This is a genomic window from Streptomyces sp. NEAU-sy36 (assembly GCF_013423905.1).
In the GTDB taxonomy this organism is placed as follows: domain Bacteria; phylum Actinomycetota; class Actinomycetes; order Streptomycetales; family Streptomycetaceae; genus Streptomyces; species Streptomyces misionensis.
On the sequence record NZ_CP058977.1, the window covers coordinates 4494461 to 4519499 of the forward strand.

Consider the following 25039-nt stretch of genomic DNA (forward strand, 5'->3'; position numbering starts at 1 on the left):
CCCTGGCGCGCGAGCGGCCGCCGCTCGCGGCGGGCGCGGTCGTCAGATGACGCGCGGTCTTCCATGCTTGAGCGCGAAATCTCCGCGTGTGCCTCGCTTCGTGGGGCACACCGGCCGGGAACGCCCATCCGGACGGCACAGCCGGAGCCGGGTCGTTCACTTCGCCGTGCCCGCGAGCGGCCGGCGTCCGGATGCCGGCTCCAGCCGGAGTTCCCGGCCCTGCCACCGTCGCCGCAGCCAGCGGTCGTGACTGGCGACGACGATCGCGCCCGGGCCGGTGCCCAGGGCCTCCTCCAGCTCGTCGCACAACCGCGGGGACAGGTGGTTGGTCGGTTCGTCGAGCAGCAGCAACTGGGGCGGGCGGGCCACCAGCAGGGCCAGCGCGAGCCGTCGGCGCTGCCCGACGGACAGCCGGCCGACGGGTCGGTCCAGGTCCGCGTCGTGCAGCAGACCGAGCGAGCCCAGCGGCACCTGCTCGGCCCGCACCGGGCCCAGGGCCAGTGCGTACGTGTCGCGTACCGTGCGCTCGGGCCGCTCGAACACGGTGTCCTGGGTGAGGAGTCCGACCGTCAACCGGTGGCGCCTTCGCACCTCGCCCTCGGCCGGCAGGTGTCCGGCGAGCACGGCGAGCAGTGTCGACTTGCCCGCTCCGTTGCCCCCGGTGACCAGCAGCCGGTCGGTGGCCGACACGTCCAGGGCGTCCAGGGCGAGCCGGCCGGGCACCCGGGCGTCCCGCAGGCGGACCAGCGGCCGCGGGCCCTTGGCCGCGGGGGCGGCGAGTTCCGCGGCGGCGAACCGCAGCGGCCGCGGCGGCTCGGGGACCCGGGTGCGCTCCAGCTCCGCCAGCCGCCGGGTGGCGTTGCGCACCCGGTGGGAGATCTGGCTCTGCACCCGGCCCGCCCGGTGGCCGTAGCCCATCTTCTCGTTGTCGCGCGGCCCCCGGTCCGGCGCGAGCCGGTGCGCGGTCACGCCCGCCGCGTGCCGCAGTTCCTCCAGTTCCTGCTGTTCCTCGGCGTACCGCTGCTCCCAGCGGGCCCGCTCGGCGCGCTTCTCGCCCAGGTAGGCGCTGTAGTCGCCGCCGTAGCGGACCGGGCCGTCCACCGCCGGGTCGAGGTCGATCAGATCGGTGCAGACGGCGTCGAGGAACGCCCGGTCGTGGCTGGCCAGCACCACGCAGCCGGGCAGGGCGCGGATCTGTTCCTCCAGGAAGGCGGCGGCGCCGTCGTCGAGGTGGTTGGTCGGCTCGTCGAGCAGCAGTGCCGACGGCCGTCTGACGAGCAGCGCCGCCAGGGCGAGCCGGCCGCGCTGTCCGCCGGACAGTGAGCCGAGGGTGCGGTCGTGGCCGAGCGCGCCGAGGCCCAGTCCGTCCAGTACGAGGGCCGCGCGGCGGTCGGCGTCCCACGACTCGCGGTCCTGGGCCCGCTCCAGGCAGCGGCCATAGGTGTCGAGGAGTTCCCGGTGGCCGGGGTCGCCCTCGGAAAGACGGGCCAGTTCCCCGCCGAGCCGTTCGAGTTCCGCGAGGTCCTCGCGGGCCTCGCGCAGTGCCTCGTCGAGCACGGCGGTGAGGGTCGAGTCGGCGTCGAAGGGCATCTCCTGGTGCAGAAAGCCGAGGTCGGCGGGGCGGGTGACGCTTCCGGCGTCGGGTTCGTCCACGCCGGCGAGCACCCTCAGCAGGGTGGACTTGCCGACGCCGTTCTCCCCGATCAGGCCGATGCGCCGGCCGGGAGAGGCGGTGAGGCCGACGCCGTCGAGGACACGGCGGCCGCCGAGGGTGCGGACGATGTCGTGGGCGAGCAGGGCGGTCTGGGGCATGGGTGTCCGTCCAAGGTGATCGGTGGTCGGCCCGCCGGGCACGGGACCTCGGGCGGGCCGTGTGACACACCGGCGGTTCACACCGCGGGAGCTCCGGTCTCCGTCAGCGTTCCGTCGGCCAGCCGCAGCCAGCGGTTCACCCCGATCTCGGCGAGGAACCGCTCGTCGTGGCTGACCACCATGAAGGCGCCCTGGTAGGAGTCGAGGGCGCTCTCCAGCTGGGCAACGCTGACCAGGTCGAGGTTGTTGGTCGGCTCGTCGAGCAGGAGCAGGTGGGGGGCCGGTTCGGCGCACAGCACGCAGGCGAGGGTGGCCCGCAGCCGCTCGCCGCCGGAGAGGACCCCGGCCGGCAGGTGTGCCCTGGCGCCCCGGAAGAGGAAGCGGGCGAGCAGGTTCATCCGCTCCGCCTCGGGCCGCTCGGGGGCGAAGGCGGCGAAGTTCTCCGCCACGGTGCGGTCCAGATCCAGCAGGTCCAGGCGCTGCGAGAGGTGGGCGATCCGGCCGTCGCCGCGCTTGATCTCCCCGCTGTCGGGGGCGAGGTCTCCGGTGATCAGCCGCAGCAGGGTGGTCTTGCCGGCCCCGTTGGGTCCGGTGAGCGCGATGCGTTCGGGGCCGCGGACGCTCAGGTCGACGCCCCCGTCGGCGAACACCGCCCGGCCCGCGTGGCGCACCTGCATCCCCTCGCCGAGGAAGAGGTTGCGTCCGGCGGGCACCTTGGTGTCGGGCAGTTCCAGGGTGAGGCGCTGCTCGTCGCGCAGGGCGCGTCCGGCCTCGTCGAGGCGGGCCTTGGCCTCGCTGACCCGGGACGCGTGCAGCTGGCCGGCCCGGCCCGCGGACTCCTGTGCGCCGCGCTTCATGTTGCCGGCGAAGATGCGGGGCAGACCGGCGTTCTTGAGGTTGCGGGCGGCGTTGCTCGCCCGGCGCTCGGCGCGTTCGCGGGCCTGCTGCATCTCCCGTTTCTCACGCTTGAGTTCCTGCTCCGCGTTGCGGACGTTCTTCTCCGCGGCCTCCTGCTCGATGCGCACGGCCTCCTCGTACTCGCTGAAGTTGCCGCCGTACAGGCGTAGTTCGTCGGAGCCGAGTTCCGCGATGCGTTCCATGCGGTCGAGCAGCGCGCGGTCGTGGCTGACCAGCAGCAGGCAGCCGGTGAAGTCGTCCAGTACGTCGTAGAGCTTGTGCCGGGCCGCCAGGTCGAGGTTGTTGGTGGGCTCGTCGAGCAGCAGCACGTCGGGGCGCCTGAGCAACTGGGCGGCGAGGCCGAGCGAGACGACCTGGCCGCCGCTGAGCGTGTTCAGGCCGCGGTCGAGGGTGAGGTCGGCGAGTCCCAGGCGGTCGAGCTGGGCGCGGGTGCGTTCCTCGATGTCCCAGTCGTCGCCGATGGTCGTGAAGTGCTCCTCGCCGACGTCCCCGGACTCGACGGCGTCCAGGGCGCGGATGATCTCGGCGACGCCGAGCACCTCGGCGACGGTGAGATCACCGGTCAGGGGCAGGCTCTGCGGGAGGTGGCCCAGCGTCCCGCTGACCGACAACGAACCCGAGGTGGCTTTGAGTTCACCGGCGATGAGCTTGAGCAGGGTGCTCTTGCCGGAGCCGTTGGGCGCGACCAGGCCCGTGCGTCCGGTGGTCACGGTGAAGGACAGGTCGTGGAAGACCGGGGTGTCGTCCGGCCAGGCGAAGGAGAGATGCGAGCAGACGACGGCGGCGTCGGACATGAAGGAGACCTCGAAGATGCGAGGGCAGGGCTGTGGAACCGCTGCCCTGGGCAGACGTGGGGAAATGGGTACGACGAAGCCGACCACCTCGGCGGTGCTCCTGAGCACCGGCCGGTGGCCGTCAGTCCCGGATCTCACCCGGAGATGTCGTCGTCACCCACCACGTCTGCGACTCCTCACTCACACAGTTCAGGTCGTGCCCAGCTTAGCAAAGGGTGCCGTGGTGGGTGGGTGACGTTTTCGCGCCCCTGGTGGACCGCGTCACGGGAACGGTCAGACGGTCGGCCGCCGGAGGGTCGTGGACCCGGCGCCGCGGGGAGCGGGTCGGCGGGGTTCGCGGCGCGCGGGTGCCGGGGGCGGGTGGCCAGGGGCCGTGGGCTGCGTAGGGTCGGAGCCGTGGCTGATCAGATACGGACGATCGTGGCGGGGCTGGCGGAACTCGATGACGTCAGCGGGGTCTGCGCGGCGGCGGAGGAGCGGGTCGGGCGGGGCGATGCGGCCTTCGCCGCGGACCTGGGCATCGCCTGTGCCGACGCCTATGGCGCCGCGCGGCACACGTGGCAGTACAGAAGCGTCTTCGACCATCTGCTGCGGCTGCTGGCCACCACCCGCGGTTCCGGGAATGTCGCGCAGGCGCTGCGGATGGTGTCCTGCCCGCGGGCCGCCGACCGGAAGCTGGACCGCTACACGGCCTCGCTGCTGGCCTCCGGCCACGAGGCCGAGGACCTGGCGCCGGCGTTCACGGGGCGGGCTTCGGAGGAGCTGCGGGCCTGCCTGGTCCATGAGCTGGTGCTCCGCGGTGTGGTCGTGGAGGAGACACCGGGGATCGCGGGCTGGGCGTCGTCGCGGCACTGGAGTCATCACCCGCTGCGCCAGCTGCCGCTCACCCTGTCCGACATGGAGCGCGGCGCGGACCTGCCGGGCTACGGCGTACGCGGCCGCAGTCACTCGATGCCCTACGACTCCTCGGCGGGCCGCGGGCCGGCGGTGTCCGGCGGCGCGCGAGTCCCGTCGGTGACGGAGACCACGACGCGGGCCGCCGCCGAGGCGATGGGCAGGGCCGTGGCGAATTGGGCCGAGGACTCCAACGGGCGGATCGAAGCACGGGTGTTCACGATGGCCGAGCCGCTGGAGCCCGCGTCGGTGCCGAAGGCACTGCCGACGCTGGGACTCGACTGTCTGCGCGGAGCGGGAAAGAAGACCGCCGTGTCGGTCACGGTCCGTCCGGTCGCCGAGGTGTGGCGCGTGCTCTTCGCCGCGGCGTCGACCGGCGGGGCGTACAACTCCGGTTTGTACGGCGCCTACGGGCGTCTCGCCGCCTGGCAGTCTCTGGCGGCGTTGGCCCGGAGTCCTGAAGGTCTCACCGTCGAAGAGGTCGAGGAACGGGCCCGAGGTTGCGTCTGGTACGGGTTCAGCGCGGGCACCGACTGGTTCGAGCAAGTGGCCTGGGACATCGGTCTGGCCGCCCTCGCGCCCGATCGCCGTGGTTTGGCCGTGCTGGCCGCGACCGATACCGATTGACGCCCCGTGCGCCGTGGTTGCGGCCAGGACCGCCCCGGCCCGCTTGCGGCATGGGCGAGTCGCCGCCGACGGGCCCGCGATAGGTTGCCTGCCATGACTGAACCAGGGCTGTTCGCTTGGCCACCTGCCCCGATACGCACCGCACGGCTCGTGCTGCGCGAGTCGGAGGCCCGGGACCGTGCGGCGTTCATCGCGCTGTTCTCCTCCCCGGAGGTGGGGATCTACGTCGGCGGCTCCAGGCCGCGTGACGAGCTGGAGCGCGCGGTGCCCGAGGTGCCCGGGCAGCGGCCCGGCTTTTTCGTGGCCGAGCTGGACGGGGCGATGACCGGGATGGTCACGCTCGACCAGCGCGACGCGGACAGTCCCGGTCACGTTCGGCTGGATGTCGGCAGGACCGAGCTCGGCTACATGTTCCTGCCCGAGGTGTGGGGCCAGGGGTATGCGGCCGAGGCGTGCACGGCCGTACTCGACTGGTTCGCCGACGCACTCCCCGGCGAGCCGGTGGTGCTCACCACCCAGACCGCCAACACCGGCTCGATGCGCCTCGCGGCGAAGCTGGGGTTCACCGAGGTGGAGCGGTTCGAGGCGTACGGCACGGAACAGTGGTTCGGCGTCCGGTCCCCGCTGACGGTGACCGGCTGAGACCGAACGGCGAGCACGACCCCGAGGGCCGCGAGCCCGCCCCGAGGAAGGCGGGCCCGCCTCCTTCGCGGCGGCCGTGAAGAACCTGCTCGGCCCCGTCACCCCGCCGGTGTTCCCGGAGCGTCGACGGCGGTGACGGTGATGGTGCACAGTCGTTTGGTCGCGCGGGTGAGGGCGACGTACAGGTCGCGCTCGCCTCCGGGGCGAGCGGTGGTGATCCGGTCCGGGTCGATCACGACGGCGGCGTCGAACTCCAGGCCGCGGGCCTGGGAGGCCGGCACCAGCCGGGCGTGCTGTTCGACACCGGCGGCCGTGAGCTGTTCGGTGCGGTCGTCCGCGCAGATCACCCCGGTCAACTCCCCCGGGTGCGCGCGGCTTTGTGCCCGCAGTTCCCGGTCGAGGACGGCGAGGAGCGACGCCGGGGTGGCGGTGAGGGTCCGGGGCGGCTCGCCGTGCCGGATCGACCGGATCGCCGGGCGGCCCGGGTCGATGCGGGCGAGCAGGTCCTCCGTGGTGGCGAGGATCTCCTGTGTGGTGCGGTAGCCGACGGTCAGGGTCCGCAGGTCGAAGCGCCGCCCGAGGTCCGGGCCGAGTGCCTCCTTCCAGTCCCGGGCCACCGTCGCCGGTCCTGCCTGGGCGAAGTCCCCGACCAGGGTCATCGATCTGCCCGGGCAGCGTCGTACGATCATCCGCCACTGCATGGCGGTCAGCTCCTGTGCCTCGTCGACGACGACGTGCCCGAAGGTGTGCTCGGGCGGGCCGTCGACCAGGCTCGCCGCCTCGTCGAGGAGCGGCACGTCGGCGTCCGTCCAGGGCGCGTCGGGGGTTCGCCGCAGCAGGGCCTGCTGGGAGGCGGTGAGCCGGCGCAGGTGGGGGGCCGGCGCATCGGCGTCGGCCAGCAGCGTGTGGACCACGTCGCCGGGCGTCAGGTGCGGCCACAGCTCCTCGACGGCCTCGTCGAGGAAGGCGTCGTCCAGAAGGCCGGCGCGCACGGTGTCGGCGTCGAACTCGTCGGCACCTGAGGCGGGCGCGGCGTCGATGCCGAGGCGGCGCAGGTCGGCCGCGGCGACCCGGTCCAGGTCGAGGCCGGTCAGCTGCGCGACCTGGGCGTCGATCCGTTCGAGTTCCTCGGCGCCGCTGCGGGCGAGTTCGCGGACGAGGGCGTCGATCAGCAGTTCCTTGAACAGCTGACGCGCCCGGTTGTGCGCGAGACCGCTGGTCTGCGCCGTCGCGCGTGCTTGTGCGACGACGTCGTCCGGCAGGCGGACCCGTTCCCGCCCGATCCGGATGTCGAATGAGCCGCCGGGGGCCTGGCAGGAGCGGACCACGGCGGCCAGGTCGTCGGCCAGTGCGGCGCTCCCCTTCAGACGCGCCGCCTCGAAGGGCGCCGCGATGTCCGGCGTGATGCCGGCCAGTTCCTCGCAGGTCGCCAGGACGACGTCGTTCTCGCCGAGTGAGGGCAGGACCTGGCTGATGTAGTCGAGGAACCGTGTGTTCGGCCCGAGGACCAGCACACCGCGCTCCGATGCCTTGGGGAACGCGTACAGCACATAGGCGGCGCGGTGCAGCGCCACCACCGTCTTCCCGGTGCCGGGACCGCCCTGCACGACGGTGACGCCGCGGTGCGGTGAGCGGACGATCGCGTCCTGTTCGACCTGGAGTGTGGCGACCGCGGTGCCCATGCGGCCCGTGCGCCTCTCCTGGAGTGCGGCCGTCAGCGGGCTGTCGCCGATCACGTCCCGGCCGGTGGGTTCGGAGCCGTCGAGGAGTTCGTCGCTCAGATCGGTCACCGTGCGGCCCGCCAGGCGCAGATGGCGGCGCCGGCGCAGCCCCATCGGGTGGACCGGGGTGGCCTCGTAGAAGGGCCGCGCGGCCTCGGCGCGCCAGTCCACCAGCAGGGGCAGGTCGTCCGGCTCCCGGTGCAGGCCGATCCGCCCGATGCGCAGCACCGTCGTGTCCGCGAGGTCGATCCGGCCGAACACGAGTCCTTCTTCGGCCCCTTCCAGCCGGCGTACCTCACTCGTCAGCCGGCCGGCGGTCACCTCCCGTTCATAGGTTTCGCCCGCCCCGTCGGGTGCCGACGCGAGCACCTGCGCGAGTTCCGCCCGTGCCTCCGCCAGGCGCGTGTCGAACAGCTCGCCTATGACGGTCACTTGGGCCTGCTCGTGCTTCACCTCGTGTGCGGCGCCCTCGTTGATCTGCGGCAAGAAAATGCCCTCCGTGTTCTGCCCGCCGATATCGCGAGGCGCCACTATGCAGATCTGTTCCGGAAAAGTAAATGTTGACCGAGGCGCGGGAAATGTGTCCTCAGGTGCGGGAGTGCGGCTTCTTGTGATTTCCGCGCAGGGAAAGTGCTTGTCATCGGTGTGTGGACGACGCGCACCGCCGCGTACGGCGAAGAATGCCCCCTTCGCCGTACGCGGCCGGGCGAGCCTGCGCCGTGAGCGGCCCACGGGCGCCGCCTCCGGGGCCGATTTGCCGAACCGGCAAACGCGCTCGTGTCACGGGCGGGACCTCCCGATGATCGGCATCGAGCCGGGCGGACCGCGAGGCGGGACCGTGACGGCGGCACGCAGGACTGGCCATGCGGGAGGACACATGTCGCAGCACGTCTCGGAGATCACACACCGGTCGGTGGCCTCGCCGGGAGGCCGGATCCACCTCGTGGAGCAGGGGACCGGGCCCCTGGTGCTGCTGGTGCACGGCTTCCCGGAGTCCTGGTACTCCTGGCGCCACCAGCTGCCGGCCCTCGCGGCGGCGGGATACCGGGCCGTCGCCATCGACGTGCGCGGCTACGGCCGTTCCTCCAGGCCCGCCGCGACGGACGCGTACCGGATGGTCGACCTGGTCGAGGACAACGTCGCGGTGGTACGCGCCCTGGGCGAGGAGACCGCGGTGATCGTCGGTCACGACTGGGGTGCCACCATCGCCGCGAACTCCGCCCTGCTGAGGCCGGAGGTCTTCCGCGCGGTGGGGCTCCTGAGCGTTCCCTACACCCCGCGCGGCGGTCCCCGGCCCGGCGACGTCTTCGCCGGGATGGGCGGTGCGGAGGAGTTCTACGTCTCCTACTTCCAGGAGCCGGGCCGCGCCGAGGCGGAGATCGAACCCGATGTGCGCGGCTGGCTCGCCGGCTTCTACGCCGCTCTGTCCGCCGACACCATGCCCGGACCCGACGCCCCCGACCCGCACTTCGTCGGCAGGGGCGGGAAACTGCGCGACCGGTTCCCCGCCGGCCACCGTCCCGCTTGGCTCGGTGAGGACGATCTCGACGTCTACGCCGGGGAGTTCGAGCGGACGGGCATGACCGGAGCGCTCAACCGCTACCGGAACATGGACCGTGACTGGGAGGACCTCGCCCCCTTCGACGGCGCTCCCGTCACCCAGCCTTCGGTGTTCATCGGCGGTGGTCTGGACGCCTCCACGACCTGGCTCGCCGACGCCATCGAGGCGTACCCGGTCACGCTGCCGGGCCTGGTCTCCTCGCACGTCCTCGACGGCTGCGGGCACTGGATCCAGCAGGAACGGCCCGCCGAGGTCAACCGGATCCTGACCGACTGGCTCGCCGCCCTGACCGCCTGACCCGCTTCCGGGCGCGCCCGGAAGCGGCATCCCGAGCCGCGACCGGCAGGCGCGGCATCACGTCTGGCCTCTGCCTGCGCCGGATGCGTCGCGGGGGCGCTGCCCTCCGTGCGGTCAACCCGTCGGACCGCACGAAGCCAGGGAACGGTGGTGGGGCCCACCGGGCAGCGAGCACCAGTACGGCGAAGAAGTCGTTCGTGTGCCACTGAGGCCCGCGGCGCCGTGGGGGCGTGGGGTGGCGCGGTCACCGCATCGCCCCGGGGGTCAGTGCCTGTCGGCCGGGACGGGCGCGAGGCGGTAGGCGCCCTCGTGGGGGATGACGCGGCCGGCCGTGGGCGGGGGGAAGTGGGTGCCCAGGAGGAGGGTGTCGGTGCCGGCGAGCGAGCCGAGGAGTGCGCGGCGGGAACGCTCCGAGCGTTCGGAGTCGATGTCGACGCAGGCGCCGACGGCGGGGTGGGCGAACTGGAGGGGGTGGTGGATGCAGTCGCCGGTGATCACAGCCCGGCGGCCCCCGTCGGTCAGTTCGACGGCGACATGGCCCGGGGTGTGTCCGGGGGTGGGCAGCAGGCGCAGGCCGGAAACGACCCCGGCGCCCTCTGCCGGGATGTCCACGAGGTCGAGCTGTCCTGATTCCTCCACCGGGACGACGGAGTCCCGGAACATCTGCCTGCGTGCCTCCTCCATGTCCTGTCCGGCCCAGAACTCCCGCTCGGTACGGGACACGAGGTAACGGGCGTTGGGGAAGGTGGGGACCCATTCCCCGTTCACCTCGCGGGTGTTCCAGCCGACGTGGTCGGCGTGCAGATGCGTGAGGATCACCAGATCCACCTCGTCCGGCGGGAAACCGGCGTCGGCGAGCCGCTGGAGGTAGCTCGTACGCAGGTTGTGCCAGGCGGGGTTGGCCCGCTCCTTGCCGTTGCCGATGCCGGTGTCCACCACGATGCGCAGCCCGCCGAGGACGAAGGCGAAGCTGTGGCTGTCGAGGCGCAGGACACCTTCGGCGTCGGCGAAGTCGGGGCGCAGCCAGTCCTGAGCGGTGACGAGGGCCCGCGTGGCGTCCGGCAGCAGCCATTCCCCGGTGGCGGGCGGCAGGACGGTCTCGTCGATGCGGTGGACGCGGATGCCGCCCACGCTCCAGCTGGGAGCGCCGGCCGAGGGGGAAGCGTTCATGATCTTTCCTTCCGGCGACATTAAAAGCTATTCGTTTGCGTTAAGCGCATCGTAGGCCCTACAGTCACCTAACGCAAAGAGTTAGCTTTAAGGGGGCAGGGCTTCCTCCGCCCTGCCCTGCCCCGTCCTGACGAAAGAAGAGGCCCATGTCCCCTGGCGATCTCGCCCCCGCGGAAGCCGCCCGCTGGGCCGCGCGTGCCGGGCTTCCCCTGCCGAGCGACCGCCATGCCGAGGTCGCCGCCGTCGCCCGCCACATCCACTCGGTCGTCGCCGTCCTGCGGGAGCTGGAGTTCGGCGACACCCCGCCCGCCCTCACCTACCGCGCCGAACAGGAGAAGCCCGATGCGGCCGTATGAGATGTCCCTGACCGAGGCCGCCGACGCGATTCGCGCCCGCCGCTTGTCGCCCGTGGAACTCGTGGACTCCGTCCTGGAGCGGATCGACCGGACGGAACCGCGGCTGCGGGCGTACGCGGCCGTCGACGCCGAGCGCGCCCGCAGCGCCGCGCGGGACGCCGAACGCGAGATCGCGGCCGACCGCTACCGCGGTCCGCTGCACGGCGTCCCGATGGGCCTGAAGGATCTGATCGACGTCGCCGGCACGGCCACGTCGGCCGGTTCCCGGGTCCGCGCCGACCACCGCGCGCACAGCGACAGCACGGTCGCCGCGCGCCTGGCGGCGGCCGGTGCGGTCCTCCTCGGCAAGACGCACACCCATGAGTTCGCCTACGGCCTCACCACCCCGCAGACCCGCAACGCCTGGGACCCGGGCCGGGTCGCCGGCGGGTCGAGCGGCGGGTCCGCCGTCGCCGTCGCGGCGGGCTCCGCGACCTTCGCCCTCGGCACCGACACCGGCGGCTCGATCCGGGTGCCCGCCGCGCTCAACGGGGTGGTCGGCCTCAAGCCGACCTACGGCCTCGTCCCCCGCCACGGTGTCACGTCCCTGTCCTGGTCACTGGACCACGTCGGCCCGATCACCCGCACGGTCGAGGACGCGGCCCTGGTGCTGACCGCGCTGGCCGGGTACGACCCGCGCGACCCCGCCTCGCTCGCCGCACCGGCCACCGACTACCGTCCGACCGCCGGAACGGACCTCTCCGGCCTGCGGGTCGGCGTACCGAGCACCTACTACTTCGACCGCGTCGACCCGGAGGTGGAAACCGCCGTCCGGCAGGCCGTCGACCGGCTCCGGACCCTCGGCGCGCACCTCGTCGACGTGGAGATCCCCATGGCCCGCTATGTCCAGGCCACGCATTGGGGCCTGATGGTGCCCGAGGCCACCGCCTACCACGAGCGCACCCTGCGGACCGTCCCCGAGCTCTACGAGGCCGACGTCCGCGTCCTGCTGGAGGCCGGCGAGCTGATGACCGCCGGGGACTATCTGCGCGCCCAGCGCTCGCGCACCCTCATGCGGGAGGCATGGGACCGCCTCCTCCGGGAGGTCGACGTGATCGCGGCTCCCGCCGTCCCGGCCACCGCCGTGCGGGCCGGACAGGAGACGATCACCTGGGCCGACGGCAGCGTCGAGAGTGTGTCCGACGCCTATGTGCGCCTCTCCTCCCCCGCCAACATCACCGGGGTGCCCGCCCTCTGCCTGCCGGTCGGCCACGACCCGGCGGGGCTGCCGATCGGCATGCAGCTCCTGGGGCGCCCCCTCTCGGAGAGCGTGCTCCTGCGCGTCGGCCATGCCTACGAGCAGTCCCGGCCCGCCCGCGAGCTCGCGCGCGCGGCATGAGCGGCCGGGGAAGGCTTCCGTCAGACGCAATGAATTTGCTTTAAGATGAATGCCATGAGCAGGCAGATGGTGCGTCCGGGCGGCCGCAGCGCCCGGGTCCAGGCATCAGTGCACGCCGCCGTACGCGAACTCGTCGCGGAGAACGGCCGGGAGACGCTCACGGTCCCGCAGGTCGCCCAGCGCGCGGGGGTGACCCCGTCGACGATCTACCGCCGCTGGGGGGACCTGCAAGAACTGCTGTCGGACGTGGCGGTCGAGCGGCTGCGGCCCGACACGGCACCGGTCGACCACGGGGCCCTGCTGAGCGACCTGACCAGCTGGGCGGAGCAGTTCCTCGACGAGATGTCCTCCCCCACCGGGCGCGCCTACATCCGCGACGCCCTGCTCGGCGACCCGGACGGCGGCAACGCCGGGCAGTGCTCCGCCTATGCCGCCGAGCAGATCGACGCCGTGCTCACCAGGGCGGCCGAACGCGGCGAGCCGACACCCGGCACCGAAGCGGTCATCGACCACGTCGTGGCTCCCCTGATGTACCGCATCCTCTTCCGCCCGGACGGGCTGGACGGCGCGTACGCGCGCCGGCTGGTGACAGCCGTCCTCGGCCCGGCCGAACGCTGAGCGGTCGAGGCGGCCCCGGCCCTGTGCACAGCCGCTGCCCAGCGGCCCGCCCGTCACGCCCTTCACCTCCCCGACCGCGCCCTCGGGGAAATTCCCTCGCGGTGCCAGCGGACCGGACGCAGACTCGTCCCATGGCCGACATGGGGGCGTTCCGAGACGCGGTCACCGCGTGGGCGGCCGGTGGGCCGGGCGAACCGGCCCGGGACCTGGCCGCGCGGCTGGCGGTCCGGGCGGTCGTGCTGCTGGAGGGGCCGAGTGACGTCGCGGCGGTCGACGCGCTGGCGGAAGGCCGCGGCCGGGACCTGGCGGCCGAGGGGATCTGCGTCCTGCCGATCGGCGGTGCGATGAGCGTCGGGCGCTACGTCCGGCTCCTCGGACCCTCGGGACTGGACCTCCGCCTCACCGGACTGTGCGACGAGACGGAACGCCCCTATTACGCACGGGGCTTCAGCCAGGCCGGCGCCGCCCGGGACGACTTCTTCGTGTGCGCCGCGGATCTGGAGGACGAACTGATCCGAGCCTTGGGTGTGCCACGGGTGGCGGAACTCATCCGGTCGCAAGGCGAGTTGCGCGCACTCCAGACCTTCCTGCGCCAGCCCGCCCAGCAAGGCCGGCCTCCGAGGCAGCAGTTCAGGCGTTTCCTCGGCACCAGAAAGGGGCGCAAGATCCGCTACGGCCGCGTCCTGGTCGAGGATCTCGCCCCCGACCGGACTCCCGCCCCACTCGGAGGCCTGCTGGGCGAACTGACACTCATTCAGGAGGGCTGACGGCGGCGGGGCCGCGGGTGCGTGTCCGCGGCGCGGCGCCGCTGCCGTGATCGACGGACCTGTCGGGCGAGGTGATCGCTCGGGTGACGGCCGCGACTCCCGGGACCGGGCGGCCGGGAAGGCGGGCCACGAGCACGCGGCGGACCTCGGGGGGTGCTCCGTCCACGCGCAGCAGGCTCACCCCGTCGGGCAAGACCCCCGACATGCGGGCCGGGACGGTCGTCACACCGGAACCGGCGGCGACCAGCCGCAGCTTGGTCAGCCAGTCGCTCGTGCTGTGGACGACGCGGGGCCGTCCCGGCAGGCCGGGCCAGACACCGAGGAGCGGTTCGGCGTCCGATGACGGGGTGGCGATCCAGGGGGCGTCGACGAGCTCGTCCACATGCACGGTGGCACGGCCGGAGAACGGGCCGGCCGTCGCTGCCGCCACGCGCAGTTCGGTGTCCTCGACCGTTTCGATGTGCAGCCGGGGGGACTCGCCGTCCGACGGCCGGTGCGGCGGGCGGGACGTGAGGACGGCGATGTCGATCGAGCCCGCGCGCAGGCCCCGCAGGAGGGCGGGCGTGGTGCCCTCGCGCGTCGTGACCGTGATGTGCGGGCTGTCCGCCGCGAGCCCCGCGAGCAGTTCGGGGAGGATCGTGGCCCCGGCACTGGGGAACATGCCCAGCCGTACCAGCTCCGTCCGCGCGGCGGAGCCGGCGAGTTCGTGCTCGGCCGCCGCGACGGTGTCCAGGATGGTGCGGGCGTGCCGCAGCAGGGTGAGGCCGGCGGGGGTGAGCCGCACGCCGTCGGGGCGGCGCTCGAACAGTTCGGTGCCCGCGCTGCGTTCGAGCGCCGCCGCCTGACGTGAGATCGCCGACTGGGTGTAGCCGAGCCGGGCGGCCGCCGCGGTGAAGCTGCCCGACTCGGCGACCTGGCGCAGCACCCGGAGCGCCGTGCTGGAGAAGTCCATGCGTCTTACGCATACCACATATGCGGGATCGTCGCTTGGCGCATGCCCATCGCGCTCCTAGCCTCGAGACCGACGATCAAGGAGGTCAGAGGATGCGAGCAGCGGTCCTGACACGGTTCGGAGCCCCGCTCGGCGTGCGGGAGGTGCCCGAGCCCGAAGCGCGCGGCGGCGAAGTGGTGGTCGAGGTCCTGGCGGCCTTCGTCCCGCCGTATTCCGAGGATGTCTTCGGCGGTCGGCGGAACTACCCGCTCGAACCGCCCCTGATACCCGGCCTGGGAGGGGTGGGGCGGGTCGTGCACGTCGGTCCGGACGCCACCCGGCTGCGGGTCGGCGACCTCGTGTGGTGCGACTGCACCGTGCGTGCCCGCGACGACGCGCTGACGCCCGACATCATGCTCCAGGGCTGGAGTTCCCGCGGCGAGGGCGGCGCGCGGCTCGCCCGGTACCTGCACGACGGGTCGTTCGCGGAACTGATGCGGGTGCCCACGGAGAACGTCCATCCGCTGCCGGACCGGGCCGGGGACGACCCTGCCCGCTGGTCCTTGCTGGGCGTCTACACCATCCCCTACGGAGGGCTGCTGGCAGGCGGGCTCGAACCCGGCGAGACCATCCTCGTCAGCGGGGCCACCGGCAATCTCGGCAGTACGACGGTGGCCCTGGCGCTGGCCATGGGAGCCGGCCGCGTGGTCGCGCCGGGCCGCAACCGTGCCGTCCTCGGTCTGCTCGCCGACCGGTTCGGCCCGCGTGTACGACCAGTCGGACTGACCGGGGACGAAGCCGCCGACCGGGCCGCGATGTCCGCGGCCGCCGACGGCCCGATCGACATGGTGTTCGACGCCCTCCCGCCGGCCGCGCCCAGCTCGGTGACCCGCACCGCGGCCATGACCGTGCGCGAACAGGGCCGCGTCGTCCTCATGGGCGGCGTCGGCATGCTCGGCGGCGAGGATCTCGCCCTCCCCTACCCGTGGCTCATGCGGAACTCTGTCACCGTGCGCGGCCAGTGGATGTACCCGCGCTCGGCGAACGTCGGCATGATCCGGCTCGTCGCGGCAGGCGCGCTCGACCTTGGATCCGAACAGATCCGTACGTTCGGCCTGGACGCCGTCAACGACGCCGTGCGGTACGCCACCGTGCACGGCGGACCGTTCGACCGGACCGTCCTCACCCCGCGCGCGAGTTGACGGGCACGCGCCGTGTGCCGCCCGGCAGTCGTACGGTTCCACCGCGGACCAGGCGTCGTAGCCCGTCAGATCCACCGGTAGTTCGTGTCGTCCAGGGGCGGCAGGAAGGCGCGGGCGGCGTCGACGGGCGCCGTCGGCGTGTCCAGATCCGCGACGGGGACCGGCGGGAACAGCGACCGGCCGCCCGTCTCCTTGTAGGGGCGCCAGGCGAGCCGGCCGGTGCCGACGGCGTCGTCGTACTCGACGGTGCTCAGGCGAGCGCGGGTGGCATCGGGGATGTGGACGCGGAAGACGAGGTGGAGCTTGCGGGGCGGGGCGCCACCGGGGCGGGTGACCATGGCGTCCTGGACCCAGGTCAGCCTCGGGGGTTTGATGGCCTCGGTGAGGTCGAGGCCCAGTTCTTCGTGGAGTTCGCGGGCGAGTGCCCGGTGGATGGGCTCGCCGGCTTCGACGTTGCCGCCGGGCAGGGTGTACTGGTCCCGGCCGTTCTTGACGCGGTGGATGAGGGCGATGTCATCACCGTTGAACAGGGCCGCGGCGACGCGGATCTTGATGCGGGTGAACGGCTCGGCGGACGTCACTGCGGGGTTCCCCTCCGGTCGGGCGGGTCGGGCGCGGGCGCGCGTCGACGACGCCGAAGTATCCACCCCCGCGACCGCAAGACGGCCGGGCCCGGAGCCACGAGCTGTGGTTCCGGGCCCGGGCAGGACGGCCGACTCGGGGGCCGTGACCGTCGGGGCCGGCTCCGTCCCGCCGCCGGGCACGGCGTCCGGACCGCGGGCGACGCGCGGGCACGCCCCCCGCAGGCCCCTGTCCCTCGACCGCGACGGCCCCCTTTTTTTTCACGCCCGCCGTCCGCCGTCGACCGACATCGCGATCCCGGTGACGTAGGACGCGGCGTCCGAGCAGAGCCAGACCGCCGCCGCGGCGGCCTCCTCCGGCGTGGCCAGTCGGCCGAGCGGTGTGATCGCCGCCTGCCGCGCGATCATGTCGGTACCGGCCGCCACCTCCTCGAACCCGGGAGTGCGGGTGGGGCCGGGGCACACGGCGTTGACCCGGACGCCGTCCGGGGCGTAGTCGACCGCGGTGACCTTGGTGAGGCCGACGACGCCGTGCTTGGCGGCCACGTAGGCGGGGGCGGTCGGGATCGCGTAAAGACCTCCGTTGGAGGCGATGTTCACGATCGCACCGCCCCCACGGCCGCGCAGTACGGGCAGTTCGTACTTCATGCAGAGGAACGTCCCGGTCAGATTGACGCGGACGACACGCTCGAACTCGTCCGGGGTCATCTGGTCGAGTCTGCGGTGGTGCGAGGCCATACCGGCGTTGTTCACCGCGAAATCGAGGCCGCCGAACGCGGCGACCGTGCGCTCGACGGCCGCCCGGACGGACCGTTCGTCGGCGATGTCGACGGTGACGGCCAGCGCTTCCCCGCCGTCCTTCCTGATGGTCTCGGCGGTCTCGGCCGCCGCGTCCGCGTCGATGTCGAGCACGGCCACGGCGGCGCCGCTCCGGGCGAACTGCTGCGCCGCCGCACGGCCGATCCCACTGCCGGCCCCGGTGACCAGACCCGCCTTTCCGGCGGGGCCGCTCATACCAGCGCCTCGTGGTTCGCCCAGGCGACCTTGTACGGGTGCCGGGCCTGCCAGCGGTCGATGACCTCGTGCACGCCCGGCGCGGTGAACGCCTTCGCGAGGGCGTCCATGTCGGCGACGGTCACCTGGACGATCGCGGTCGCGATCAGTGCCGGGATGGCTTCCTCGCCGGGGACGGGAAGGTGGCGCCGGGTCGCGACCGACTGCGCGCAGCCGGAGTCGAGCATGACCTGTTCGATATCCGCGAGGTACTGATCCAGCTCGGCATCGGGCAGCGGCCGGTCGAACGAGACAATCATCGTGTGGTTGATCATGCGGCAATTCTCGACTCCACGCGGCGCCCGCGTCCAAGACCGGTTCGCCATCCGGCGATAACCTGGAGGCATGATCCAACTGGAGACCCGCGAGCTGGAGTACTTCATCGCGCTCGCCGACGAGCTGCACTTCGGCCGGGCCGCCGTCCGGCTTTCGATCGCCCAGCCGGCGCTGTCGAAGGCCATCCGGCGGATCGAGACCCGGCTCGGTGTCCCGCTCTTCGACCGCTCCAGCCGGCACGTCGAACTCACCCCGGCCGGGAAGGCGTTGCAGGAACACGGACGGCACGCGCTCAACGCGGTCGGCGCCGCCATCCGGCACGCCCAGCGCGCCGGCGACACCCAGGCGCACCTGCGGCTCGTGCTCAAGCCCGGCGGCGACGCCGGACTGCTCTCCGGCCTCCTGGCCGCGTACGCGCACCAGCCGGACGCCCGCCAGGTGGACATCCTCTTCAGCGGCCCGGCCGATCGCACCGACTTCCTGCGCGCCGGCCGGGCCGACGTCGGCCTGCTGTACGCGCCGTTCGACGACCTCGACGGCCTGGCCCACGAGACGCTGCTCACCGAGGACCGCGTGGTCATCGTCCCGGCCGGACACCGGCTGGCCGGGCGCCCTTCGGTGCGGATGCCCGACCTGGACGGCGAGACGCTGCCACGCTGGAAGGGCGTACCCGGTGGCGAGGGCAGCGGCCCCGAGGTCGCCGACGTGGTCCAGCTGCTTCAGATGATCATGGTGGGCCGGATGATCGGGGTGCTCCCCCGCTCACTGGTCGAACCCCTCCCGCCCGGCCTCGTGTGCGTCCCGGTGGCCGACGCACCGCCCAGCCGCCTGGTGCTCGCCTGGGCCGAGCAGGACCGCCGGCCACTGGTCGCGTCATTCGTGACCGCCGCGCTCGGACTGCGCTGGAACGGGAAGCGATCCGGCCACGACGGACCCGCCGGACCGCGGGAGGTCCGGTGACCGGCCCCGCCCGAAGGGCTGACCGGCCGGCCAACAGGCAGGTGAAAAAGGGGAGATGAGCACCGGAAGCCCCTGCTATGGTGCGCCGATGTCATCGATCAAGAAGTTCCAGGTCACCTTCGACTGCGCGGAACCCGAGCGCGTCGCCCGCTTCTGGTGCGAGGTGCTGGGGTACGTCGTACCGCCGCCGCCGAAGGGGTTCGCCACCTGGGACGACTTCGACCGCTCACTGCCGCCTGAACGGCAGGGTTCCGCGTTCGCCTGCGTCGACCCCTCCGGCGTCGGCCCGCGGCTGTTCTTCCAGCGCGTTCCCGAGGGCAAGGCGGTCAAGAACCGAGTGCACCTCGACGTACGGGTCGGCACCGGACTCGTCGGCGACGAGCGCCTCGCCGCGCTGGAGGCCGAGCGCGCACGGCTGATGGCGCTCGGCGCCGTACACGTGCGGACGCTGCCGGCCGACGGCTTCAACGAGTCGTGCATCGTGATGCAGGACGTCGAGGGCAACGAGTTCTGCCTCGACTGAGATCCGGGCCGGCGGCCCGGCGCGCGCGCGGGCCGGTCCGTGTCAGGCCGCGAGGGTCTGGTGGAGGGCGTCCAGGCCGTCGCGGTAGATGCCGGTGAACAGGTCCACGACTTCGTCCTCGGTGGCGCCGTCGGGGTTGAAGCGGCCGGACCACTGGACCTCGGCGGCGTTCTCCTGGCCGGGGATCGCGTGGACCCGGATGGTGGAGAGGTAGCCGTCGACGGGGAACGGGGCCTGGAGGATGGTGTAGCTGTAGTGGCGCCCGGTCTCGCTGAAGTCCACGAGGCGTTCGAGGATGACCTCCCCCTCGGGGTTCTTCAGTTGCCGGACCCGGCCGCCTTCGAGGGGGATGCTCTCGGGGATGTAGGGGAGCCAGTCGGGCAGGGCGTCGAAGCCGCCGATGAGGCTCCACACCTTCTCGGGCGAGGCGGGCACTGTACGGCTGACGGATGTCGAGGCCATGGTCTTTCTCCTGGGTCTGTGGTGCCGGCGCGCTGGGACTCGGGGTCAGGCGCCGTTGGGCAGCGGGGCGGCCGGGCTGACCAGGCCGGCGGCGCGCAGGTCCTGCCAGAACGCGGCGGGGACGGTCTCGCCCAGGGCGGCCACGTCCTCGGCGATGCGGCTGGGGCGGGTGGCACCGGGGACGACGGCGGCGGCCACGGGGTGGGCGAGGGAGAACTGGAGCGCGGCGGCCTTGATGCCGATGCCGTGCTTGTCGGCGAGGGCCTTGAGGCGCTCGACACGCTCGATGATGGCGGGCGGTGCCTGCTGGTACTCGAAGTTGGTGCCTCCGGCGAGCACGCCGGAGCTGTAGGGGCCGCCGACGACCATGTCGACGCCCTGTTCCCGGGCCATGGGGAGCAGGCGCTGCAGGGCGTGCTCGTGGTCGAGGAGGGTGTAGCGGCCGGCCAGGAGGAAGCCGTCGGGACGCGGCTCGTCGAGGGCCAGGGTCAGCTCGATGGGCTCGGTCTTGTTGACTCCAAGGCCCCATGCCTTGATGACGCCTTCGTCGCGCAGCCGGGACAGGACGCGGAAGGCGCCGGTGCGCGCCTCCTCGAACTTCTGCAGCCACACGTCGCCGTGGAAGTCCTGGGCGATGTCGTGGACCCAGACGATGTCGAGGCGGTCGACACCCAGGCGCTTCAGGCTGTCTTCGATGGAGCGCTCGGTGGCGTCGGCGGTCCACTCGTGAACTATCTTGTTCGGGCGGCCGTGTTCGAACAGCCCGCCCTTCTCGCCGAGGTCGCGGGCGCCTTCCTCCAGCTCGTCGAGGATGACGCGGCCGACCTTGGTCGACAGGACGTAGGAGTCGCGGGGCTTGGTGGCGAGAACCTCGCCGAGCCGCAGTTCGGCCAGTCCGGCGCCGTAGAAGGGCGCGGTGTCGTAGTAGCGGATGCCCTGGTCCCAGGCGGCCTCGACGGTCGCGCGGGCCTCCTCGTCGGGGATCGCGCGGAACATGTTGCCCAGCGGCGCGGTGCCGAAGCCGAGCTTGCCGGGAAGGATGTCGGTGAGCGACATGGTGGAGCCTCTTCGTTCGTTGTCTCCGTGCCCGAGGTCTCCCTGCCGTTGAGCGAGATCCGGGCGGTCGGATGCCTCTGCGGGGTCGTCGGTCCGTGCGGGCTACGGTGGGGCAGTGGACGCACGGCCCGGCAAATAGATGCAGAAGCGCCTTACGGGTCATAACAATAATTGCAGACGCGTGGTAACGCAAGGAGGGTGGAGGCCCGTCGGCCAAGCTGTGCCGTCAGCGCCCTGACCCAGGCCCGATGCCTGCCCCGATCAAAGCCAGCCGGCCCAGCCGAAGGTCAGGAGATAGGCACGCACGGCTGCCGCCCGCCCGCGGCGCCCGCCACGACGGACCGCGAAAAGGGCGACGGCGAACCAGGCCGCGACCGCCCCACCGACGATCACCGCCGACCGGGCGCCGCCGATCGCAGCGGCCAACGCCACGACGACGGCCGTGATGACGAGCCCGGTATGGGCTCCGCCGGCACTCACGCGGAACAGCTCGCGCACGACCCTACGGTCCTCGGCGAGGACCCGCTCGTACGCATTCGGCTCCCGATCCGCGCCGCTTCGCTCCCGCATACCCCGCTCCACAAGCCTCTCCCCAGCCTCGCGAACCTCACACAGTCTGCCCTGACCGTCCCCGGCCGGGGCCCGCCCGGCCGCCGGGCAAGCCCCTGGTGTCCGAGGAACCCTGGAACTGACGCCTCAGCGCACCGTGGGCCGTTCCTCGGAGGCCATCACGCGCGCATGCTGCCCGCGCCGGCAGTGGACCAGCCGCTCCTGAAGGCCGAGCGCACGGGCCTCGGTCAGGAAGGCGTCGAGCGGGGAGCGGAAGACGGTGTAGTCGTCGTAGTGCACGGGCAGCACGTGCCGGTAGTCGAGGCGGCGGGCGAGTTCTGCGCCCTGGGCACCGTCCATGGTGACCACGAAACCGCCCGGCAGGGTGGTGCCGCCCAGGTGCAGCACCGCGAGGTCCGCGCCGGGGAAGCGGCGGGCGATCTCATCGAGGCCGTCGTAGCGGAGCGTGTCGCCGGAGACGTACAGCCGCAGCCGTGCCGGGCCGCCGCGGGGACCGAATTCCAGCATGCTGCCCATCACCGGCGGCAGCAGGCGCCGCAGCACCGGCTGCAGGGAGTGGCGACCGGGCAGCGATGTCACCCGGACCTGCGCGTCGCCCTGCCGGAAGGTGCAGCTCTCCCAGGTGCGCAGGCCTCCGGCCTGACGGAAGCCCTGCCAGGAGCGCAGCCGGCGGGCGGCATGGGGCGTGGTGACGATCGGCACCGACCGGTCCAGGTGCCGTCGGGCCCTGCGGTCCCAGTGGTCGCCGTGCAGGTGGGAGAGGACCACGGCGTCCAGGCGCGGCAGCTCCCACGGATCCAGCGCCGGTTCGGTGAGACGGCGGCTGATCAGTCCGTATCCGAGGTGGGCGGGTTCGCCTCGGTGCAGGAAGTTGGGGTCGGTGAGCAGGGTGAGGTCGCCGTACCGCAGCAGGACCGTCGCGTTGCCGATGAAGTGCAGGTCGACGGCGGAATCGTCGAAGCTCGCCATGGTGGTCCTTGCCCGACGGGAGGGGCCCGTCTGTGGTTGCGCGGGGACTGGACTGGGCCGTCCTGACCCACCCCGGAGTACCCGCGCCCGGCCGTCCGTACCCGGTACGGCTCGCAGGACCGCCCGGATCCCGGGGGCCCTTGGCGTCGTGCGGCCCGGCGGGAAAGCCCCGGCGGCCGCCCTCAGCCCGGGGCGACCCGGTTGACGGCCAGTGCGTCCAGGCGGTGGGCCCGCGCGTCGGAGGGGGCGTACACCAGGTGGCCGACCATCCTCGGCGGGCGGGCCGGGACGGGCTCACCGCGCAGTGCCGCCTCCACGAAGTGCCACATGCGTGCGCCGCACCGGCGGTAGAACCGCAGTTGGGTGCGGCGGCCGAACAGCCGCCATCCGAGGGAGGTGACGGGACCCAGCGTGGGCGCGCCCTGGGAATGGCACCTGGCCACGAACTCCACCGCTCCGGTCCGGCCGTCCTTCACGACCTCGTAGGTGACCTTCCCGCGCTCCAGGTGGCCACCGAGGGTCTCGTAGGCCCACCCCCAGGCGTGGTCCGTGCCGTCGCGCGTCTCGTCGACCACTTCGGTGACGCGTACGCCGCAGTAGAAGTGCAGGCCGTGGAACCGGGCTTCCAGCAGCATGTCACGGCCGAGCAGGGGTGCGGTCGGGTCGTACAGCGCCCGGACGATCTCCGGCGGGGAGAACTCGTAGTCGCGGATCAGGCGGCGGGCGTGCGTCCACGATCCCCCCGGCGCGGGAGGGCCCGGTGGCTCGGCGGGCAGCGGAGTGCGGTGGATGTCGACGTTCCAGGCGGGACGGCGCACTTCGGCCATCGAGTAGTTGACGGACTCGTCCGCGAGTTCGCGCCACGCCCGCACCACGTCGAGCCGTCCGAGGACCCGGTCAGCCAAGGGTCATCACTCCGGCCGCCGCAGCGATTCGCCGATCAGCCACAGCGTCGGCGGCCACAGGCCGACGAAGAGCGCGCGCCGTTCGGCGTTCCCCCGCTGCTCCTGGTCGACGGTCTTCGCGCGCACCCACAGCGTCACGCACAGCCCGATCGCGCCGAGCGAGGCGAGGTGCAGGTGAGCGCTGCGCACGCCCGCGCGGTGCAGAAGCCGGACCACCATGCGCGCCTCCGGGTTCGTCCACTCGTGTCGCACCACCGTGTCAGCATTGCTATACCAGGGTATGTCCATATTCATTCACATTTCTTCGTGCGTATTTCCACCGATCCGATGCCCTGAGGGGGGTCGATGTCCCCACCACGCTGGCCGCGGCCACTGACCGTGCTGGCGCGATGGCTCCTGGGCACGGTGCTGGTCACCTGGCGCTACCTCTGGGAGACGACGCCGCTGTACCGCGCGGGCGAATGCGAGGGCGACGAGCAGGACCGTCCACCGCGGATCCCGCCCGACGCGGTCGACGACACGGTGCAACTCGCCGAGGACGGCTTCGGTCCCCTGTTCCACCGGACCTTCCGGGTGCACATCGCGGGGGCGGAGGTCGACGGCGCCCGGCTGGTCGAGCAGCTCTGCTGTCACTTCGAACACTTCGTGCCGACGGAGGTGGTCGGCATCCGGGTGGGCGAACTCCGCGCCCACGGACTGAACGTGGCGGACGAACTGCTGGTGGAAATGCCGGGTCCGTGGAACGGCCCGGTGCGGGTCGTCCAGCGTGACAGTGAGCTGCTGCACCTGGTGACCCTGCGCGGGCACATGGAGGCCGGACAGGTGCAGTTCCGCGCACGCCGGGACGGCGACCTGCTGGTGTTCGAGATCGAGTTGTGGGCGCGCGCCGCCACCCGGCTGGTGCACGTGCTGTACTCGCATCTGCGCGTGGCGAAGGAGATCCAGCTCAACATGTGGGTCCGCTTCTGCCTGTCCGCCGTCAAGGCCTCGGGCGGCCGGCTGGTGGACGGAGTGCACATCCGCACCCGCCGGCTCCAGCCGTCCCGGATGACACCGCGGAAGGGATGAGGGCCGACCGGTGGCGAACAGCCCTCTGCGGGACCGGACCGTCGTCATCACCGGAGCAGCGCGCGGACTCGGCGCCACCCTGGCGCGCCAACTCGCCCGGCGCCGGGCGCGCTTGGCCCTCCTCGGGCACGAGGGGGCCGAACTGGGCGCGCTGGCCGCGTCGCTGCCCACCGCTGCCCTGGCGATCGAGGTCGACGTCACGGACCACACCGCCCTGGACGACGCGGCGGCCGAGGTACGCGGCCGTCTCGGCCGGCCCTCGGTGGTCGTGGCGAACGCGGGCATCGCCGAGGGCGGACCGTTCGCGGTGTCCGACCCCGCGTCGTGGCGCCGTGTCATCGACGTCAATCTGACGGGCAGCGCCCACACGGCACGGGCCTTCCTGCCCGATCTCGTCGCGACGGCCGGGTACTTCCTCCAGGTCGCGTCGCTGGCCTCGATCGGTGCCACACCGATGATGAGCGCCTACTGCGCCTCCAAGGCGGGTGTGGAGGCGTTCGCCCACGCGCTGCGGGCGGAAGTCGCGCACCAGGGGGTCGCCGTGGGCATCGCCTACCCCGCCTGGACGGACACCGATCTGATCCGCGAGGCCGAACGGTTCGCCGCGCTGCACGAGTTGCGGGTCCACATGCCGGCTCCCGGGCGCACCATCCACCGGCCCGAAGCGGTCGCCGCACGGCTGGCAAGGGCGGTGGAGCGCCGCCGTACCGCGGTCTACGCACCGTCGTGGCTGCGCTGCCTCCAGGCGGTCCGCTGCGCCCTGCCGCCCGTCGTACTGCGGGTGGCCCGGCACGAGTTGCCCCGCCTGGACGCCGGGCGGCCGCTGCGCGCCACCGGCCCGCTCGGCTCCGGCGGCCGGGCCGACCGGGCCGCGGCGGAGCCGGGAGAGGACTGACGTCCGTGCCGTAGGGAGCAGGGCCGGGGCGCG

General features: G+C 72.7%; 26 protein-coding genes. 12 read left to right on the forward strand and 14 right to left on the reverse strand.

What is annotated here, in order from left to right; all coding sequences use genetic code 11:
• Positions 1-156 precede the first annotated feature (156 nt).
• Positions 157-1812, reverse strand: a complete 1656-nt coding sequence (locus tag HZZ00_RS20375) for an ABC-F family ATP-binding cassette domain-containing protein (protein ID WP_180327776.1) — start codon at positions 1810-1812, stop codon at positions 157-159.
• A gap of 77 nt (positions 1813-1889) precedes the next feature.
• The gene (locus HZZ00_RS20380; RefSeq protein ID WP_180327777.1) at positions 1890-3524 is read right to left on the reverse strand and encodes an ABC-F family ATP-binding cassette domain-containing protein; all 1635 of its coding nucleotides are present in this window, start codon (positions 3522-3524) and stop codon (positions 1890-1892) included.
• A gap of 396 nt (positions 3525-3920) precedes the next feature.
• Between HZZ00_RS20380 and HZZ00_RS20385 the strand changes: the two genes are divergently transcribed.
• Positions 3921-5045, forward strand: a complete 1125-nt coding sequence (locus HZZ00_RS20385; RefSeq protein ID WP_180327778.1) for a DUF6183 family protein — start codon at positions 3921-3923, stop codon at positions 5043-5045.
• 93 nt (positions 5046-5138) lie between these two features.
• On the forward strand, positions 5139-5687 hold the full coding sequence (locus tag HZZ00_RS20390) for a GNAT family N-acetyltransferase (protein ID WP_180327779.1): 549 nt from the start codon (positions 5139-5141) through the stop codon (positions 5685-5687).
• Between the two features lie 98 nt (positions 5688-5785).
• Here the strand turns inward: HZZ00_RS20390 and HZZ00_RS20395 are convergent, their stop codons facing one another.
• Positions 5786-7894: an AAA family ATPase gene (locus HZZ00_RS20395; RefSeq protein WP_257584924.1), complete on the reverse strand. Its 2109-nt coding sequence runs from the start codon at positions 7892-7894 to the stop codon at positions 5786-5788.
• A 391-nt stretch (positions 7895-8285) separates the two neighbouring features.
• Here HZZ00_RS20395 and HZZ00_RS20400 point away from each other — a divergent pair, with 391 nt between their 5' ends.
• Positions 8286-9266: an alpha/beta fold hydrolase gene (locus tag HZZ00_RS20400; RefSeq protein WP_180327780.1), complete on the forward strand. Its 981-nt coding sequence runs from the start codon at positions 8286-8288 to the stop codon at positions 9264-9266.
• 264 nt (positions 9267-9530) lie between these two features.
• On the opposite strand, the gene HZZ00_RS20405 is transcribed toward HZZ00_RS20400, so the two are convergent.
• A complete protein-coding gene (locus tag HZZ00_RS20405; RefSeq protein WP_180327781.1) occupies positions 9531-10436 on the reverse strand; it encodes an MBL fold metallo-hydrolase in 906 nt (301 codons plus the stop codon).
• 146 nt (positions 10437-10582) lie between these two features.
• Here HZZ00_RS20405 and HZZ00_RS20410 point away from each other — a divergent pair, with 146 nt between their 5' ends.
• The 4 genes from HZZ00_RS20410 (at position 10583) to HZZ00_RS20425 (ending at position 13555) form a co-directional block, all read left to right on the forward strand.
• Positions 10583-10792: a hypothetical protein gene (locus HZZ00_RS20410; RefSeq protein ID WP_180327782.1), complete on the forward strand. Its 210-nt coding sequence runs from the start codon at positions 10583-10585 to the stop codon at positions 10790-10792.
• Positions 10779-12170, forward strand: coding sequence for an amidase (locus HZZ00_RS20415; protein WP_180327783.1), 1392 nt, complete (start codon positions 10779-10781; stop codon positions 12168-12170). The genes HZZ00_RS20410 and HZZ00_RS20415 overlap by 14 nt, the downstream gene beginning before the upstream one ends.
• Positions 12171-12224: 54 nt before the next feature.
• On the forward strand, positions 12225-12788 hold the full coding sequence (locus tag HZZ00_RS20420; protein WP_180327784.1) for a TetR/AcrR family transcriptional regulator: 564 nt from the start codon (positions 12225-12227) through the stop codon (positions 12786-12788).
• A 131-nt stretch (positions 12789-12919) separates the two neighbouring features.
• Positions 12920-13555 carry a TOPRIM nucleotidyl transferase/hydrolase domain-containing protein gene (locus HZZ00_RS20425; RefSeq protein ID WP_180327785.1) on the forward strand — a complete coding sequence of 212 codons (636 nt, stop codon included), beginning with the start codon at positions 12920-12922 and terminating at the stop codon, positions 13553-13555.
• Here HZZ00_RS20425 and HZZ00_RS20430 read toward each other — a convergent pair.
• Positions 13539-14507, reverse strand: coding sequence for a LysR family transcriptional regulator (locus HZZ00_RS20430; RefSeq protein ID WP_180327786.1), 969 nt, complete (start codon positions 14505-14507; stop codon positions 13539-13541). The genes HZZ00_RS20425 and HZZ00_RS20430 overlap by 17 nt on opposite strands.
• Positions 14508-14599: 92 nt before the next feature.
• On the opposite strand from HZZ00_RS20430, the gene HZZ00_RS20435 reads away from it, so the two are divergent.
• Positions 14600-15688, forward strand: a complete 1089-nt coding sequence (locus HZZ00_RS20435) for an alcohol dehydrogenase catalytic domain-containing protein (protein WP_180327787.1) — start codon at positions 14600-14602, stop codon at positions 15686-15688.
• Positions 15689-15753: 65 nt separating this feature from the next.
• On the opposite strand, the gene HZZ00_RS20440 is transcribed toward HZZ00_RS20435, so the two are convergent.
• The 3 genes from HZZ00_RS20440 to HZZ00_RS20450 form a co-directional block, all read right to left on the reverse strand.
• A complete protein-coding gene (locus HZZ00_RS20440; RefSeq protein ID WP_180327788.1) occupies positions 15754-16269 on the reverse strand; it encodes an NUDIX domain-containing protein in 516 nt (171 codons plus the stop codon).
• A 261-nt stretch (positions 16270-16530) separates the two neighbouring features.
• Positions 16531-17283, reverse strand: a complete 753-nt coding sequence (locus tag HZZ00_RS20445) for an SDR family NAD(P)-dependent oxidoreductase (protein WP_180327789.1) — start codon at positions 17281-17283, stop codon at positions 16531-16533.
• On the reverse strand, positions 17280-17597 hold the full coding sequence (locus HZZ00_RS20450) for a hypothetical protein (RefSeq protein WP_180327790.1): 318 nt from the start codon (positions 17595-17597) through the stop codon (positions 17280-17282). Before HZZ00_RS20450 ends, HZZ00_RS20445 begins: the two co-directional genes overlap by 4 nt.
• Before the next feature lie 70 nt (positions 17598-17667).
• Here HZZ00_RS20450 and HZZ00_RS20455 point away from each other — a divergent pair, with 70 nt between their 5' ends.
• A complete protein-coding gene (locus HZZ00_RS20455; RefSeq protein WP_180327791.1) occupies positions 17668-18558 on the forward strand; it encodes a LysR family transcriptional regulator in 891 nt (296 codons plus the stop codon).
• Positions 18559-18646: 88 nt separating this feature from the next.
• On the forward strand, positions 18647-19081 hold the full coding sequence (locus HZZ00_RS20460) for a VOC family protein (RefSeq protein WP_180327792.1): 435 nt from the start codon (positions 18647-18649) through the stop codon (positions 19079-19081).
• 42 nt (positions 19082-19123) lie between these two features.
• Here HZZ00_RS20460 and HZZ00_RS20465 read toward each other — a convergent pair whose 3' ends face one another.
• The 6 genes from HZZ00_RS20465 to HZZ00_RS20490 all read right to left on the reverse strand — a co-directional run bounded on the left by HZZ00_RS20465 (position 19124) and on the right by HZZ00_RS20490 (position 23298).
• On the reverse strand, positions 19124-19543 hold the full coding sequence (locus HZZ00_RS20465) for an SRPBCC family protein (RefSeq protein ID WP_180327793.1): 420 nt from the start codon (positions 19541-19543) through the stop codon (positions 19124-19126).
• Positions 19544-19588: 45 nt separating this feature from the next.
• The gene (locus HZZ00_RS20470) at positions 19589-20599 is read right to left on the reverse strand and encodes an aldo/keto reductase (protein WP_180327794.1); all 1011 of its coding nucleotides are present in this window, start codon (positions 20597-20599) and stop codon (positions 19589-19591) included.
• A gap of 261 nt (positions 20600-20860) precedes the next feature.
• A complete protein-coding gene (locus HZZ00_RS20475) occupies positions 20861-21097 on the reverse strand; it encodes a hypothetical protein (protein WP_257584925.1) in 237 nt (78 codons plus the stop codon).
• A gap of 198 nt (positions 21098-21295) precedes the next feature.
• Positions 21296-22138 carry an MBL fold metallo-hydrolase gene (locus tag HZZ00_RS20480; protein ID WP_180327796.1) on the reverse strand — a complete coding sequence of 281 codons (843 nt, stop codon included), beginning with the start codon at positions 22136-22138 and terminating at the stop codon, positions 21296-21298.
• Between the two features lie 182 nt (positions 22139-22320).
• The gene (locus HZZ00_RS20485; RefSeq protein WP_257584926.1) at positions 22321-23043 is read right to left on the reverse strand and encodes a DUF1990 domain-containing protein; all 723 of its coding nucleotides are present in this window, start codon (positions 23041-23043) and stop codon (positions 22321-22323) included.
• A 6-nt stretch (positions 23044-23049) separates the two neighbouring features.
• Entirely contained in the window at positions 23050-23298 is a 249-nt protein-coding gene (locus HZZ00_RS20490; RefSeq protein WP_257584927.1) for a hypothetical protein, read from the reverse strand.
• Between the two features lie 90 nt (positions 23299-23388).
• Between HZZ00_RS20490 and HZZ00_RS20495 the strand changes: the two genes are divergently transcribed.
• Positions 23389-24111: a DUF1990 domain-containing protein gene (locus tag HZZ00_RS20495; RefSeq protein ID WP_180327797.1), complete on the forward strand. Its 723-nt coding sequence runs from the start codon at positions 23389-23391 to the stop codon at positions 24109-24111.
• Between the two features lie 10 nt (positions 24112-24121).
• Positions 24122-25006 carry an SDR family oxidoreductase gene (locus HZZ00_RS20500; protein WP_180327798.1) on the forward strand — a complete coding sequence of 295 codons (885 nt, stop codon included), beginning with the start codon at positions 24122-24124 and terminating at the stop codon, positions 25004-25006.
• Positions 25007-25039: the final 33 nt, after the last annotated feature.